This window comes from Mesorhizobium sp. M2A.F.Ca.ET.037.01.1.1 (genome assembly GCF_003998075.1).
Classification (GTDB): Bacteria; Pseudomonadota; Alphaproteobacteria; order Rhizobiales; family Rhizobiaceae; genus Mesorhizobium.
The window spans coordinates 1-610 of sequence record NZ_RZSA01001688.1 but is presented as its reverse complement, the minus strand read 5'-3'; the positions used below and the strand labels follow the sequence as shown (position 1 = coordinate 610).

Here is a 610-nt window from a genome sequence, read left to right as displayed (position 1 = left end):
GCGTAAGCGCGGCCCGACTTGTCGAGCTTCTGGACATGCACGGGCGCGGCCGGCTGCGCGGCGACGGTGCCGAGTTCTGCGAGCGAGGAAAGCTCAGCCATTACGAAGCCCTCTTGTTCTTGGAGTTCAGCTTGGCCACGTCGAGCGTGACGGGCTGCTGAGCGGTGTGCGGATGCTCGGCGCCGGCATAGACGCGGAGATTCTTCATCTGACGGCGGCCAAGCGGGCCGCGCGGGATCATGCGCTCGACGGCCTTCTCGACGACGCGCTCGGGGAAACGGCCCTCGAGCAGCTGGCGCGCGGTGCGCTCCTTGATGCCGCCGGGATGGCCAGTGTGCCAGTAATAGACCTTGTCGGTGTATTTTTTGCCGGTGAACACCACCTTGTCGGCATTGATGACGATGACGTTGTCGCCATCATCGACATGCGGGGTGAAGGTGGGCTTGTGCTTGCCGCGCAGATGGTTGGCGATGACGGTGGCCAGACGACCGACGACGAGACCTTCGGCGTCGATCAGCACCCACTTCTTCACCACATCCGCAGGCTTCTGCGAAAAGGTAGCCATGGTTTTGCTCTCAGGTTGACCTTTCTCGTCCACGAGGGACAAGAG

At 62.8% G+C, this 610-nt stretch carries 1 protein-coding gene and 1 pseudogene; both read right to left on the bottom strand.

The window, feature by feature from the left end; translation table 11 throughout:
• A pseudogene (locus EOA27_RS39230) lies at positions 1-101 on the bottom strand (30S ribosomal protein S9); the annotation flags it as partial.
• Positions 101-565, bottom strand: a complete 465-nt coding sequence (gene rplM, locus EOA27_RS39225; RefSeq protein WP_040983169.1) for a 50S ribosomal protein L13 — start codon at positions 563-565, stop codon at positions 101-103. The gene rplM and the pseudogene EOA27_RS39230, both read right to left, overlap by 1 nt.
• Positions 566-610 lie beyond the last annotated feature (45 nt).

What these genes read in the sequence shown, in the direction of transcription:
- rplM (WP_040983169.1), bottom strand. Translation starts at nt 565, where the DNA reads ATGGCTACCTTTTCGCAGAAGCCTGCGGATGTGGTGAAGAAGTGGGTG.